This is a genomic window from Microbacterium gallinarum (assembly GCF_014837165.1).
Lineage (GTDB): Bacteria > Actinomycetota > Actinomycetes > Actinomycetales > Microbacteriaceae > Microbacterium > Microbacterium gallinarum.
Genome location: NZ_JACSPM010000002.1, coordinates 38,589 through 51,748, shown reverse-complemented (window position 1 = coordinate 51,748; position 13,160 = coordinate 38,589). Strand labels below are relative to the sequence as shown.

Genomic DNA, 13,160 nt, shown 5'->3' with positions numbered 1-13,160 from the left:
GGCGGTGCCGCGTGCATACGATGAACCCTGTCGTACCAGCAACAGGAGATTCGCATGACTCAGGGCACCGTCAAGTGGTTCAACGCCGAGAAGGGCTTCGGCTTCATCACGGCCGAAGGGCAGGACGTCTTCGTCCACTATTCGAACATCGACATGACGGGATTCCGCGTGCTGGAAGAGGGTCAGACCGTCGAGTTCACCGTCGGCACCGGTCAGAAGGGGCCGCAGGCGGAGTCGGTGCGCGTGGTCTGAGCGCGCGCAGCGCGAGATCCGACGGAACGGGATGCTGCGGCATCCCGTTTCTGCGTGTTGCGGCGCCCTCCGCCGCGGCTTGCACTCCCCAGGGGTGAGTGCCAGAATGGATTAGCACTCCGGATCGCTGAGTGCTAATCCATAAGCCCCGTCCTGGGAGGACGAAACACACATGGCAAAGATCATCGCTTTCGATGAGGAGGCCCGTCGCGGTCTCGAGCGCGGCCTCAACATCCTGGCCGACGCCGTCAAGGTGACCCTGGGCCCGCGCGGTCGCAACGTCGTTCTCGAGAAGAAGTGGGGCGCCCCCACGATCACGAACGACGGCGTCTCCATCGCCAAGGAGATCGAGCTCGACGACCCGTACGAGAAGATCGGCGCGGAGCTCGTCAAGGAGGTCGCCAAGAAGACCGATGACGTCGCCGGTGACGGCACGACCACCTCGGTCGTCCTCGCACAGGCTCTCGTCCGCGAGGGTCTGCGCAACGTCGCCGCCGGTGCCGACCCCATCTCGCTCAAGAAGGGCATCGAGAAGGCCGTCCAGGCCATCACGACCCAGCTGCTCGCCGACGCCAAGGAGGTCGAGACCAAGGAGGAGATCGCCGCCACCGCGTCCATCTCCGCCGGCGACCCCGAGATCGGCGCGCTCATCGCCGAGGCCATCGACAAGGTGGGCAAGGAGGGTGTCGTCACCGTCGAGGAGTCGCAGACCTTCGGCACCGAGCTCGAGCTCACCGAGGGCATGCGCTTCGACAAGGGCTACATCAACCCCTACTTCGTCACGGACCCGGAGCGCCAGGAGGCGGTCTTCGAGGACCCGTACATCCTCATCGCGAACCAGAAGATCTCGAACATCAAGGACCTTCTGCCGATCGTCGACAAGGTGATCCAGGACGGCAAGGAGCTCCTGATCATCGCCGAGGACGTCGAGGGCGAGGCGCTTGCGACTCTCGTGCTCAACAAGATCCGCGGCATCTTCAAGTCCGTCGCCGTCAAGGCTCCGGGCTTCGGCGACCGCCGCAAGGCTCAGCTGCAGGACATCGCGATCCTCACGGGTGGTCAGGTCATCACCGAGGAGGTCGGTCTCAAGCTCGAGAACGCCACCCTCGACCTGCTCGGCCGTGCGCGCAAGGTCATCATCACCAAGGACGAGACCACCATCGTCGAGGGTGCCGGTGAGGCGTCGCTGATCGAGGGTCGCGTGACCCAGATCCGCCGCGAGATCGAGAACACCGACAGCGACTACGACCGCGAGAAGCTCCAGGAGCGTCTGGCCAAGCTCGCCGGCGGCGTCGCCGTCATCAAGGCGGGCGCGGCCACCGAGGTCGAGCTCAAGGAGCGCAAGCACCGCATCGAGGACGCCGTCCGCAACGCGAAGGCAGCCGTCGAGGAGGGCATCGTCCCCGGTGGTGGCGTCGCGCTCATCCAGGCCGGCAAGGTCGCGTTCGAGAACCTCGAGCTCTCGGGTGACGAGTCGACCGGTGCGAACATCGTTCGCGTCGCGATCGAGGCTCCGCTCAAGCAGATCGCCCTCAACGCCGGCCTCGAGCCGGGCGTCGTCGCCAACAAGGTCGCGGAGCTCCCGACCGGCCAGGGCCTCAACGCCGCCACGGGCGAGTACGTCGACATGCTGGCCGCCGGCATCAACGACCCGGTGAAGGTGACCCGCTCGGCGCTGCAGAACGCCGCGTCGATCGCCGGTCTGTTCCTCACCACCGAGGCCGTCGTCGCCGACAAGCCCGAGAAGGTCGCGGCTCCGGCCGGCGACCCGACCGGTGGCATGGACTTCTGATCCAGTAGACCCGGTCCACAGCGAAGGGCCCCTCCTCCGGGAGGGGCCCTTCGTCGTCTCGCGGCTCAGCGGAACAGGCTCGTCGTGGCCTGCTCGGCCTCGGCGTACTGGCGGCCGGCGGCGGCCAGCGCCATGCTGATGCCCGACAGCGATTCCTCGACCTGTCGCTGCGTCGCGCGCCACTGATCGGCGACGGTGTGGAAGGCGAGCGAGGCCGAGCCCGTCCACGAGGACTGCAGCTGCGTGAGCTGGGTCATCATCGCGTTCGACTCGGCCTGCAGCCGCTCGATCGTGCCGCGGACGGATGCGGTGGTGGCGAGGACGGCGTCGCTGTCGACGGAGAAGACGGCCATGGGTGCTCCCTTCGTCGGGGCGACCGGATGCCGCGCCCTGGTGTGTCCGGCCACGCTAGAAGCATCAGCGCTCGGCCGGCCGCAGCCGCCGGCGTCTGGGGAACACTGCTCGCCGAAGGGCCGCTGGGGAGGAGTTCCGGTCAGGCCTCGTCGAGCTCGAGTCGCTCGAGCGGCTGTGTCTCGATGTGCAGGTGCTCCGCGGCATCCCGCTCCTCCGCCAAGGGGAACGAGACGCGGAACGTCGCACCTCCGCCGGGGGTGTCGGTGACGCCCACCGAGCCGTGCAGCGCCTCGACGATCGAGGCGACGATCGACAGGCCGAGCCCGGAGCCGCCGGTCTCGCGCGTGCGCGACGTGTCGGCCCGCCAGAACCTCTGGAAGATCTTGTCCTTGATCTGGTCGGGCACGCCCTCGCCGTGGTCGACGATCTCGATCCACCCCATGCGCGTGAGGCCGTCCGCTCCGATCCGCAGCTCGATGGGCGAGTCCTCGGCGGTGAACCGACGGGCGTTGCCGAGCAGATTCGTGACCACCTGCCGGATGCGGTTCTCGTCGCCGAGCACGACGGGCAGGACGGCGCCGGGCGTGGGCGCGGGGTCGTCGACCGGGGTGAGCGGCGGCATCTCGCGTGATGCGGTCGCGTTCGTCGCGGCGATCGGGCGCGGTTTGCGGCGCAGCAGCGAGAGCGTCGCACCGGCCCGGGTGAGGGCCGTGACGGGCGCGCGCCGCTTCTCAGGTGAGTCCGGGCCGTCGTCGGCCGGGGCGGGGACAGCCGGCGCAAGATGACTGTCGGTGGTCGTGTCGATCACGGTCACCGGTCGCTGCGGAGCGGCGGCGCGCAGGTCGAGCGCCGCATCGCGGGCGACGGGACGCAGATCGACCGGAGTGATCACGACGTCGCGACGCTCATCGAGGCGCGCGAGGGCGAGGAGGTCCTCGACCAGCACGCCCATCCGGATCGCCTCCTTCTCGATCCGCTCCATCGACTGGGCGATGTCCTCATCACCGCGGATCGCTCCCATGCGGTACAGCTCCGCGTAGCCGCGCACCGTCACGAGCGGGGTGCGCAGCTCGTGGCTGGCGTCGCCGACGAACCGGCGCATCTGCCTGACCGTCGAGTCGCGCTCCGAGAGCGCGGCGTCGACTCGGTCGAGCATCGCGTTGATGGCCGTCTTGAGCCGGCCCACCTCGGTCGACGTCGGCTCGATGTCGGTCATGCGCAGACTGAACTCGCCGCCCGCGATCGCGTCGGCCGTGGTCTCGACCTGACCGAGGCTGCGGAACGTGAGGGTGACCAGCCATCGCGTGGCGACGGCCCCGATGAGCAGCGTGATGATCGCCAGGATCGTGTAGATGCCGAGGAAGGTCGCGACCACCTGGTTCACGGGGGCGATGGGCATGGCGACGAGCTGGGGGAGGAGCACGCCGCCGGAGACCTCGAGCGGCGCGACGCTCGCCCGGAAGCGGGCGCCGGTCTCGGCATCCGTCAACTCGAAAGCCGACACCCCGGCGGTGACCGCCTTCTCGAGCGGGTAGCTGACCGGGAAGTCGGGCTGCGGGTCGTTCCCGCCGGCGGAGATGATGAACTCGCCGTCGGGCTGGTACAGGGCGACATGGTAGTCGCTGCGAGGGACGTCCTCCTTCTCGGCGGCTGTCACCACCCCGTTGATGATCACGATGTCGAACAGTCCGGCGCCGATCTCGGTCGCGGCGACCTGCTCGACCGTGCTGTTGAGGTTGGCGATCAGAGCGTTGCGCAGGAACAGCGTGGCGCCCGCGCCGGTGGCCACGAGGCCCATCGCGAGCACGGCGACGGTCACTCCGGTGACCTTCGCGCGCAGGCTGGTGCCGCGCCACCACCGGGTGATCGCGTCTGTCTTCTGCGCCAGGGTGGCCCCCTCGTTGTGCCGCCGTTACGCGGTCTTGCCCGCCTTGAGCATGTAGCCGAAGCCGCGCTTGGTCTGGATGAGCGGTTCGGACGAGTGCGGGTCGATCTTGCGGCGAAGGTAGGAGATGTAGCTCTCGACGATGCCCGCATCGCCGTTGAAGTCGTACTCCCACACGTGGTCGAGGATCTGCGCCTTCGACAGCACGCGGTTGGGATTGAGCATCAGGTAGCGCAGCAGCTTGAACTCGGTCGGGCTGAGATCGATGCTGGCGTCGCCGACCTGCACGTCGTGGGTGTCCTGGTCCATCGTGAGCTCGCCGGCGCGGATGACGGACTCCTCATCGGCCTGCATCGTGCGGCGCAGGATGGCCTGGATGCGGGCGACGATCTCGTCGAGGCTGAAGGGCTTGGTGACGTAGTCGTCGCCGCCGGCGTTGAGCCCGGTGATCTTGTCTTCGGTCTCGTCCTTGGCGGTGAGGAACAGGATGGGCGCGGTGTAACCGGCGCCGCGCAGTCGCTTGGTGACGCTGAAGCCGTTCATGTCGGGGAGCATCACATCGAGGATGATGAGGTCGGGCTCCTCTTCGAGGACAGCCGAGATCGTCTGAGCCCCGTTGGACACGGCCCTCACCTGGAACCCCGCGAAGCGGAGGCTCGTGATGAGCAGGTCGCGGATGTTCGGCTCGTCGTCCACGACGAGGATGCGAGGTGCTGTCATGCCCCTCATTATGTCGGCGGAACCGGCGCCGTGGCGGGAAATCGGCGACGTGGGCGCGAATTGCTCATCGGTCCCCCGTGCGGATCTCGACGCAGCAGCGGCCGGCCGCGGGGGCGAGGACGGGCGTGCGCGCGTCGCCCGTCGCGGTTGCCGCGCCGCGCAGGAACTCGAGATTCGCGCCGCAGATGAGCGCCGTGTGCCGCGTGGCCAGCGCATGGAACGGGCAGTTCTCGAGGACGAGGTCTCCGGAGTCGGCGCCGGCCGGCGCATAGCCGCAGGCGACCAGCGCCTCCTCGAGGTTCTCGTGCGCGTCCCCGATGGCGGCTCCGGCGGCGAAGGCCTCGGCGGCCAGTGCGTCGCGCACGGCGATCCCCTGCTCGTCGGCCGTCTGGGCGGCGGTGGCGAGCAGGTCGCCGACGAGCTCGTAGTGCCGCTCCGGGATGCTCGCGGCCACCTCCGCCGACGCGGCACGATACAGCTTTGCGGGCCGCCCGGCGCCCGGTCCGCTCCGCCCGGACCGGCGGACGTGGGTGACCGCGAGCAAGCCCGCGTCCGCGAGCCGTTCGAGATGCATGGCCGCCGTGCTGCGCGGCATGCCGAGCGCCGCAGCGGCGTCGTCACGGCTGATCTCGTGCTCCCTCGCCAGGCGGTAGAGCTCGCGACGCTGCGGGTCGGCCAGCACGGCGACCGCCTCGGCGCGATTCGGATTCAGGGCGCTCACGGCGCGAGTCTACTCTCTAAAATCAGAATCCTTGACAAAAGAATGAGAGCGGCCTATGTTCGGCCGTAGACGCACCACACGCTGCTCGTGAAGGAGTGGGGATGATGTCGACCACCGTCGCTGCGACTGCGCTGCACGCCCTTCCCGTCGAGGCTCCGATCGACCGGGATGCGGCGATGGCGGCCGTCGCCGACCTGCTCGCCGCGCTCGGTCACGACCCCGACCACGGAGACCTGGCCGAGACGCCGCGTCGCGTCGCCGACGCCTTCCTCGAGCTGCTCACCCCCGAGCCCTTCGAGATGACGACGTTCCCCAACGAAGACGGCTACGACGAGCCGGTCGTGGTGCGCGGCATCCCGTTCGTCTCGCTCTGTCGTCACCACCTCCTGCCGTTCCGCGGCACCGCGACCGTCGGCTACCTGCCGGGGGAGCGCCTCGTCGGCCTCTCGAAGCTGGCGCGGGTCGTCGACCATCACGCCCGCGGGCTCCAGGTGCAGGAGGCGCTCACGGCGCAGATCGCGCGGACGCTCGACGCAGCGCTCGATCCCGACGGCGTGGGGGTCGTCATCGAGGCCGAGCACCTGTGCATGTCGGTGCGGGGCGTCCGCAGCGCGGGTGCGACGACCTCGACGACCGCATTCCGCGGCAGCTTCGCGCACGACCGGCGGCTGCAGCGACATCTCCTGGGCGCGGGCGACGTCTGAGGCCGGGCATCGACGAGAGGAGTCGTCATGGACCACATGCTGATCGTCGGAGGCGGGCTCGCCGGCGGCACGGCCGCCGAGGCACTGCGCGACGAGGGCTTCGAGGGTGACATCACGATCGTGGCAGCGGAGCCGCGCCCGCCGTACCAGCGACCACCGCTGTCGAAGGGCTATCTCGCCGGCAATGAGGGGACGGATGCCGTCTTCCTCCACCCATCCGAGTGGTACGACGAGCACGGCATCCGCGTGCGCGCGGGCGTCTCGGTGACGGCACTGGATCCGTCGGCTCATCGGGTGGAGCTCGACGACGGCACACTGGAGCGCTACGACGCCGTGCTGCTCGCGACGGGTGCGACGCCGCGCATGCTCCCGCTCCCGGGTCATGACCTCCCCGGGGTCGTGACGCTGCGCCGGATCGACGATTCCGACGCACTCGCCGCCCGGCTGCGCGAGGGGGGCACACGTCTCGTCGTGATCGGGGCGGGCTGGATCGGCATGGAGGTCGCCGCCACGGCCCGGGGCTTCGGCAACGAGGTGGCGATCGTCGAGCGCGACGCGGTGCCGCTCGCGCTGGCGCTCGGCACTGAGATGGGCGAGGTCTTCCGCGCATTGCATCTCGAGCACGGCGTCGACCTGCGCACCTCGGTGGGCGTCGAGCGCATCGTCGGAGACGAGCGTGCCGAAGGCGTCGTCGTCGACGGCGACACGCTCCCTGCCGACCTCGTGCTCGTCGGCGTCGGGGCGACCCCGAACACCGCGCTCGCCGAGGAAGCGGGCCTCGACATCCTGAACGGGATCCTGACCGACGCCGCGTTGCGCACGAGCGCACCCGATGTCTACGCGGCAGGTGACGTCGCCAACGCGTTCCACCCGGTGCTGCAGCGGCACCTGCGCAGCGAGCACTGGGCGAATGCGCTGAACGCGGGCAAGGTGGCCGCGCGGTCGATGCTGGGGAAACCGGCATCCTTCGACGACATCCCGTACTTCTACACCGACCAGTACGACCTGGGCATGGAGCTGTCGGGCTACGCGCCGCTCATGGCGGAGGCCGAGGTCGTCGTGCGCGGCGACGTCGGCGCACGCGAGTTCATCGCCTTCTGGGTCGACGGCGGGCGCGTGGTCGCCGGCATGAACGTGAACGTCTGGAAGGTGAACAAGAAGGTGCAGGCGCTCATCCGGTCGGGCGAACGGATCGACCTCGACCTCCTGCGCGATCCCGACGTGCCGCTGGACAGCCTGATTCCATGACCCTCGCGGCCGCCACGAGCCTCGCGCTCGACACCCCGGTGCAGGTGCTCGATCTGCCCGGTGGGCCTCTCGACCTCACCCGGCACCTCGCCGTCATGGCGATCGTCAATCGCACGCCCGATTCGTTCTACGACCGTGGCGCGACGTTCGCACTCGACGCGGCCGTCGCGGCCGGGGTCGCAGCCGTCGAGGCGGGCGCCGAGCTGGTCGACGTCGGGGGCGTGAAGTTCGCGCCCGGACCGTCGGTGCCCGTCGAGGAGGAGATCGCGCGCGTCGTGCCGGTCGTGCGCGAGCTCGCGCCGCTCACACGCGTGAGCGTCGACACCTTCCAGCCCGAGGTAGCGCGCGCGGCCATCGAGGCGGGCGCGGCCGTCATCAACGACACGACGGGCCTGCACGACCCTGCCATGGCCACGGTGGTCGCGCAGGGCGGTGCCGGACTGGTGATCGCCCACAGCCTCGCGGCGCCGCGGACGCAGCATCCGCTCCCGCACTATGCCGACGTGATCGGCGACGTCGCACGGTTCCTGACCGCCCGCCGCGACCTCGCGCTCGATCACGGGGTTCCGGCGGAGCGCATCGTGCTCGACCCCGGGCACGACCTCAACAAGAGCACCCGCCAGACCCTCGAGCTGACGCGTCGGCTGGGCAAGCTTGCGGCTCTCGGCTCGCCGATGCTGGTCGCGCTGTCCAACAAGGACTTCGTCGGAGAGGCGCTCGGGCGGGAGCGCGGGGAGCGGCTGCCCGGATCGCTCGCCGCGGCGGTGTACTGCGCGCTGCACGGCGCCCGTATCGTGCGCGTCCACAACGTGCGCGAGACGGTCGACGCGCTGCGCATGGTCGAGGCGATCCTCGGCTGGCGGGAGCCGGCGTACCAGCTGCACAACACGCGCCCGGAGGGGAACGTCTGATGCCCGCCTCGAGGCCCACAAGAGACGAATTGCTCGAGGCGTACGCGCTGCCCGATCGCGATGACGTCCGCGTGCGCATGAACTTCGTCTCGAGCGCCGACGGCGCGGTCACCCTCGACGGAACGAGCGGAGCGCTCGGTGGACCCACAGACCGTGCCCTGATGCAGGTGCTGCGCACGATGGCCGACGTCGTGGTCGTCGGGGCGGGGACGGTCCGCGCTGAGGGGTACGGCGGCATCCGCGTCGACGACCGGGATGTCGACTGGCGCCGCGCCCGGGGTATCGACGACCAGCCGGCGCTCGCCGTGGTCAGCGGCGGCCTGCGGCTCGAACCAGGCGATGCGGTGTTCGCCGAGGCCGTGCGGCGGCCGGTGATCGTGACGACGGATGCCGCGGCCGACGCCCGCGGAGACGCCTTCGACGCGGTGGCCGACGTGGTGCCATGCGGGGCGCTGGCCGTCGATCTGGCGGCGATGCTCGACGACTTCCGCCGTCGCGGATGGGCGCAGGTGCTCTGCGAAGGCGGACCGCACCTGTTCGGCGCGCTGCTCGACGCCGACCTCGTCGACGAGGTCTGTCTCACGCTCGCCCCCCGGTTCGTCGGAGGAGATGCGGGGCGCATCGCTCAGGGCGCGGCCGAGTCCGACCGCCGGTTCGCACTGGAGGGTGTCGTGACCGACGACGACGGGTTCCTCTTTCTGCGGTACGCCGCGCTCTGAGGGGCTGGTCGCGTCGGCGGAGCTTCCCTGCCCGTGCCCCCCCGCGTCCGGCCTGCGGACTCAGGCGACGAGACAGCCGCGCAGGGCGGCGTCGACGCTGGGGCGCACCGGCGCGTCGGGATCGACGGTGAGCCGGTGGAGGATAATGCCGTCACCGAAGGCCATGAACGCGTGAAGAGCGGTGTCGGGATGCTTCGCCCCCAGCGTCACCAGCAGGTTCCGTGACCATGCGGCCATGGCTTCCCGCTGTGCTCGGAGGGGCGCGAACAGCTCCGGATCGGAGGCGGCCTCGAGGAACAGAGCGTAGCGCGCGCGGGTGCGCACGGCATGGGGCCCGGTGAGAAGCTCGATCGCCGAGCTGAACACGTCGACGAATCCCTCGAGGTCGTCGAAGGTTCGGGTCAGGACGGCTGCCAGGTCGCCTCGTTCCTGCTCCGCGATCCACGTGGTCACGCCCGCGCGGAGGGCGTCGCGGGTGCGGAAGTGATTCGACGTCGACCCGCGGGGTAGGCCCGCCTGCGCGTCGACACGGGCGTGGGTCAGGGCGCGGATCCCCTGAGTGCCGACGAGGTGGACGGCCGCGTCGAGGCTGCGTTCGCGGGTGGTGGTCATCGGGAGAAGCCTAGGGGATGGGTTACTACATACATAGTGACAACGGCACTATGAACGTAGTACATTGTGCGCATGGCCGAGACCACCGGCATCCGCTCGCGAACGGTCACCGCGAACGGACTGCGCGTTCACGTGACCGAAGCCGGTGCCGGAGCGCCGGTGCTGATGCTCCACGGGTTCCCGCAGAGCTCTCGAGAGTGGGCGCCGGTCATGGCATCGCTCTCCGACCGCTTGCACCTCATCGCTCCCGACCTTCGCGGCGCAGGTCGGACGGACGCCCCCGCGTCCGGGTACGACTCGCCGACGGTGATGCGCGATCTCATCGCGCTCCTCGACGAACTCGGCCTCGGGCAGGTCGATCTGGTCGCCCATGACTGGGGCGCTCTCGTCGGCTTCGATCTGTGCCTCGCGCATCCGGACCGGATTCGCCGCTACGTCGCGATCGCGGTCCCGGCTCCCTACTTCCACATGAGCCGCGCACTCGCGGCGGGGCTCATGAAGGCGATGCCGCACCTCTGGTTCCAGTGGGTCATCGCCACACCGGGTCTCGGCCCGATGCTGCTCTCCCGCGGCCGGCAGCGGCTCGCGCACTGGCTGCTGGGCGGCTTCGAGGTGCGCCCCATGAACGACGCCGACGTCGCCGCGTACGTGGAGGCGCTGCGTGACCCGCGCCGTGCCCGCGCAGCATCGCAGCTGTACCGAGGGCTCATCCTGCCCGGGTTCATGAACGCCCTCCGCGGACGATACATCGGCCGGGTGCTGCGCACTCCGACATTGGTGCTGTTCGGTGCGGATGACGCCCTGCTGCCGAAGGACGCGCTCACCGTCAGACCTGAGGATGCGCCCCACACGACGGTCGAGTTCGTGCCGGGCGGCGGCCACTTCCTGGTCGACGACAACCCCGATGAAGTGGCGCGCCGCATCGGCGGCTTCCTGCTCGGATGAGTCCCGGCGTGGCCGCCGGGGACGCGACTGACGCGGCCGATATCGAGAGGAGCGACCATGTCGCACACGGTTCACGACCAAGCGATCAGCCTTCGGGTGACGCGAGAGATGCCCGCGACGCCGGAGGAGGTGTTCGCTGCCTATACCGAGCCGGAAGCGCAGCGCCTGTGGCTGACGCAGCTCGGTCCCGACGAAGGTGAGGTGCGCACGGCCGTCGACCTGCGGGTCGGCGGCGTGTGGGAGGCGACGTTCCACCCGAATCCGGCCGTGCTCGTCCACGACATCTTCACGTTCGTCGAGATCGATCGCCCGCACCGCGTGGTCACGCGCTACACCGGGGAGTCGACGGTGGAGGGGCGGGTCACCGCCTCACCTGAGACGCTCATCGTGCTGAGACTCGCGCCGACCGACGCAGGCACGCTGGTCACCGTCGAGCAGACCGGATTCCCCGACACCCCGACGCGCGACTTCTTCGAGACCGTCGCCTGGCCGGGAGCATTGGATCGCATCGCGGCCTACCTCGCCGGCCGGCGTTCTGTGTGACGCAGCCCCGGTCGTCTTCTTCAGTGCGCTCGCCGCCTGCATCCTCGAGACGGTGAGCTGACGCCCGCGGTCAGACGTGACGGCTGAGGTCAGGCCGCGATGCCGTCCGCATCGAGGATCGTGTATGCGTAGCCCTGCTCGGCGAGGAACCGCTGCCGGTTCTGCGCGAAGTCCTGGTCGACGGTGTCGCGTGCGATGAGCGTGTAGAAGCTGGCGGTGTTGCCCGACTCCTTGGGTCGCAGAAGGCGTCCGAGGCGCTGAGCCTCCTCCTGGCGCGAGCCGAACGATCCCGACACCTGGATGGCGACGGATGCCTCGGGCAGATCGATCGAGAAGTTCGCCACCTTCGACACGACGAGCAGAGAGATCTCGCCGACGCGGAACGCCTGATAGAGCTGCTCGCGCTCGTCGACCGGCGTCGCGCCCGTGATCTTCGGGGCGCCGAGCGACTCGGCGAGCAGATCGATCTGGTCGAGGTACTGCCCGATCACGAGGATACGCTCGCCCGCGTGCCGATCGACGAGCCGCCGCACGACGCCGATCTTGGCGGGCGCGGTCGCAGCGAGGCGGTAGCGCTCGTCGTCGGCGGCCGCGGCGTACTCGAGGCGGTCGCCGGCCGGAAGGTCGACGCGCACCTCGTAGCAGACGGCCGGCGAGATGAAGCCCTGGGCCTCGATCTCCTTCCACGGCGCGTCGAACCGCTTCGGGCCGATGAGGCTGAAGACGTCGCCCTCGCGGCCGTCCTCGCGCACGAGGGTGGCCGTGAGGCCGAGTCGCCGGCGCGCCTGCAGGTCGGCGGTGAGCTTGAACACCGGCGCCGGCAGCAGGTGCACCTCGTCGTAGACGATGAGGCCCCAATCGAGGGCATCCAGCAGCGCGAGGTGGGCGTACTGTCCCTTCCGCTTCGCGGTGAGGATCTGGTACGTCGCGATCGTGACCGGCTTGATCTCCTTGGACTGCCCGGAGTACTCGCCGATCTCCTCGGGCGTCAGCGAGGTGCGCTTGAGCAGCTCGTCGCGCCACTGGCGCGCGCTGACGGTGTTGGTCACGAGGATCAGCGTGGTCGTCTTAGTCGCGGCCATCGCACCGGCGCCGACGAGCGTCTTGCCGGCGCCGCAGGGGAGGACGACCACGCCCGACCCGCCGTCGGTGAAGATGTCGACCGCCTGGCGCTGGTAGGGACGCAGGTTCCAGCCGTCCTCTGCGAGGTCGATCGGATGCGGCGTCCCCGGCGTGTACCCGGCGAGGTCTTCGGCCGGCCAGCCGATCTTCAGCAGTTCCTGCTTGATGTGCCCGCGTGCCCACGCGTCGATCACGAACGAGTCGGGGGAGGGCCGGCCGATGAGCAGGGGCTGGATGCGCTTGTTCTTCGACACCTCGGTCAGGACCGCGGCATCCGTCGACCGGAGGATCAGCTCGCCGCCCGAGCCGTCTTCCGCGACCGGCGCGCGCTCGATGACGAGACGGCCGTACCGGCCGACCGTCTCGGCGATGTCGATCGACACCGACGGCGGCACCGGGAAGCGCGACCACCGCTCGAGCGTCGCGAGCATGTCCGCCGCATCGTGCCCGGCGGCGCGGGCGTTCCACAGGCCGAGCCGCGTGATGCGGTAGGTGTGGATGTGCTCGGGGGCGCGTTCGAGTTCGGCGAAGATGGCGAGCTCGTGCCGCGCGCTCTCCGCATCGGGATGGGCGACTTCGAGCAGCACCGTGCGGTCGCTCTGGACGATGAGTGGGCCGTCAGCCATAACGAG

Annotated in this window: 14 protein-coding genes; 8 read left to right on the top strand and 6 right to left on the bottom strand. The window is 69.8% G+C overall.

Annotated elements, in window-relative coordinates; genetic code table 11:
- Window positions 1-54 precede the first annotated feature (54 nt).
- On the top strand, window positions 55-252 hold the full coding sequence (locus H9622_RS07070; RefSeq protein ID WP_191765706.1) for a cold-shock protein: 198 nt from the start codon (window positions 55-57) through the stop codon (window positions 250-252).
- 172 nt (window positions 253-424) lie between these two features.
- Window positions 425-2,044, top strand: coding sequence for a chaperonin GroEL (groL, locus tag H9622_RS07065; RefSeq protein ID WP_191765705.1), 1,620 nt, complete (start codon window positions 425-427; stop codon window positions 2,042-2,044).
- Between the two features lie 65 nt (window positions 2,045-2,109).
- On the opposite strand, the gene H9622_RS07060 is transcribed toward groL, so the two are convergent.
- The 4 genes from H9622_RS07060 to H9622_RS07045 form a co-directional block, all read right to left on the bottom strand.
- Window positions 2,110-2,397: a WXG100 family type VII secretion target gene (locus H9622_RS07060; RefSeq protein WP_191765704.1), complete on the bottom strand. Its 288-nt coding sequence runs from the start codon at window positions 2,395-2,397 to the stop codon at window positions 2,110-2,112.
- 140 nt (window positions 2,398-2,537) lie between these two features.
- The gene (locus H9622_RS07055) at window positions 2,538-4,217 is read right to left on the bottom strand and encodes a sensor histidine kinase (protein WP_318247055.1); all 1,680 of its coding nucleotides are present in this window, start codon (window positions 4,215-4,217) and stop codon (window positions 2,538-2,540) included.
- A 93-nt stretch (window positions 4,218-4,310) separates the two neighbouring features.
- On the bottom strand, window positions 4,311-5,003 hold the full coding sequence (locus H9622_RS07050) for a response regulator transcription factor (RefSeq protein ID WP_191765703.1): 693 nt from the start codon (window positions 5,001-5,003) through the stop codon (window positions 4,311-4,313).
- A gap of 64 nt (window positions 5,004-5,067) precedes the next feature.
- Entirely contained in the window at window positions 5,068-5,724 is a 657-nt protein-coding gene (locus tag H9622_RS07045) for a helix-turn-helix transcriptional regulator (RefSeq protein WP_191765702.1), read from the bottom strand.
- Between the two features lie 104 nt (window positions 5,725-5,828).
- On the opposite strand from H9622_RS07045, the gene folE reads away from it, so the two are divergent.
- The 4 genes from folE to H9622_RS07025 are packed head-to-tail and all read left to right on the top strand — an operon-like array spanning window position 5,829 to window position 9,306.
- Window positions 5,829-6,428 (top strand): GTP cyclohydrolase I, encoded by a 600-nt coding sequence (gene folE, locus H9622_RS07040; protein ID WP_191765701.1) that lies wholly within the window; start codon window positions 5,829-5,831, stop codon window positions 6,426-6,428.
- Between the two features lie 27 nt (window positions 6,429-6,455).
- On the top strand, window positions 6,456-7,676 hold the full coding sequence (locus H9622_RS07035; RefSeq protein ID WP_191765700.1) for an NAD(P)/FAD-dependent oxidoreductase: 1,221 nt from the start codon (window positions 6,456-6,458) through the stop codon (window positions 7,674-7,676).
- On the top strand, window positions 7,673-8,587 hold the full coding sequence (gene folP, locus H9622_RS07030) for a dihydropteroate synthase (protein WP_191765699.1): 915 nt from the start codon (window positions 7,673-7,675) through the stop codon (window positions 8,585-8,587). The genes H9622_RS07035 and folP overlap by 4 nt, the downstream gene beginning before the upstream one ends.
- Window positions 8,587-9,306, top strand: a complete 720-nt coding sequence (locus H9622_RS07025; RefSeq protein ID WP_191765698.1) for a pyrimidine reductase family protein — start codon at window positions 8,587-8,589, stop codon at window positions 9,304-9,306. Before folP ends, H9622_RS07025 begins: the two co-directional genes overlap by 1 nt.
- Before the next feature lie 60 nt (window positions 9,307-9,366).
- Here H9622_RS07025 and H9622_RS07020 read toward each other — a convergent pair whose 3' ends face one another.
- Complete coding sequence (locus tag H9622_RS07020) at window positions 9,367-9,918, bottom strand: TetR/AcrR family transcriptional regulator (protein ID WP_191765697.1); 552 nt, start codon at window positions 9,916-9,918, stop codon at window positions 9,367-9,369.
- 72 nt (window positions 9,919-9,990) lie between these two features.
- On the opposite strand from H9622_RS07020, the gene H9622_RS07015 reads away from it, so the two are divergent.
- Together H9622_RS07015 and H9622_RS07010 are read left to right on the top strand one after the other, a co-directional pair.
- Window positions 9,991-10,863 (top strand): alpha/beta fold hydrolase, encoded by an 873-nt coding sequence (locus H9622_RS07015; protein WP_191765696.1) that lies wholly within the window; start codon window positions 9,991-9,993, stop codon window positions 10,861-10,863.
- Between the two features lie 57 nt (window positions 10,864-10,920).
- Complete coding sequence (locus H9622_RS07010) at window positions 10,921-11,406, top strand: SRPBCC family protein (protein WP_191765695.1); 486 nt, start codon at window positions 10,921-10,923, stop codon at window positions 11,404-11,406.
- An 89-nt stretch (window positions 11,407-11,495) separates the two neighbouring features.
- On the opposite strand, the gene H9622_RS07005 is transcribed toward H9622_RS07010, so the two are convergent.
- On the bottom strand, window positions 11,496-13,154 hold the full coding sequence (locus H9622_RS07005; RefSeq protein WP_191765694.1) for a DNA repair helicase XPB: 1,659 nt from the start codon (window positions 13,152-13,154) through the stop codon (window positions 11,496-11,498).
- Between the last annotated feature and the right edge of the window lie 6 nt (window positions 13,155-13,160).